Annotated in this window: 1 protein-coding gene; it reads left to right on the forward strand. The window is 57.0% G+C overall.

The features are described 5' to 3' along the window. The coding region (locus J5224_RS31395; RefSeq protein WP_264628904.1) for a LysR substrate-binding domain-containing protein at positions 1–668 on the forward strand (668 nt) is incomplete at its 5' end. Between the last annotated feature and the right edge of the window lie 180 nt (positions 669–848).

The following is an 848-nucleotide window of genomic DNA, read 5'->3' on the forward strand; positions in this document are numbered from 1 at the left end:
AGGCACTGGCATCCCAGCGGGCCGAAGCGCTGCGCGGTACCATCAAGATTGGTACCACCTCATCGCTAGCCAGACATTGCCTCATTCCTGCGTTGCCAGCGTTCACACGCCGCTATCCGCAGATCGAACTGGATCTGCGCCTGTCTGACACCACCGTGGACGTCGTACAACAGGGCCTGGACTGCGTCATTCGCACCGGTGCCCTGCGCAGCTCACAGTTGGTGGCCCGACGCATCGGCAACTTCCACTGGATCGTCTGTGCGGCCCCGGACTACCTCGCACAGAATGGCACACCCGGCGATTTGCAAGCATTGAAACAGCACGTCGCCGTAGGCTATCTCGGCGGCCACGCAGGGCGCTTTGCCCATTGGCAATTTCAGGACGGCGCACAGGCGGCCGCGATAGGCATGAAGGAGAGTATTCGCGTCAATGATACCGACGCCTACGTGGATGCCGGCATCGCCGGCTTGGGCTTGATACGCGTGGCCAGCTACATGGTGCGCGAACACCTGACCTCAGGGCGGTTGATCCGCGTACTCGAAGGTTTGCATGCCGAACCGGAGCCGATTTCAGTACTGTATTCATACAGTCGGCACCTCTCCCCGGCCGTGCGCGCCTTCGTAGACTGGAGTGCCGAGGTGGTGGCCCAGGCTTCAAAACAATGGTAATCACGCGTTATCAGGACAACAACAAGCAAAGCACCAGATGATGAACATATTGCCCGAGTGTCACCACCGATATTCGGGCGTATCGATATGCAGGGGCATAATACATTCTACTGCTGCAATATTCTTAAGGCGTGCTGAACCTATTGAGTTTTAATGCTAACAATGAATTACTTTCTTAAC

The sequence above is a fragment of the Candidatus Symbiopectobacterium sp. NZEC135 genome, from assembly GCF_025962695.1.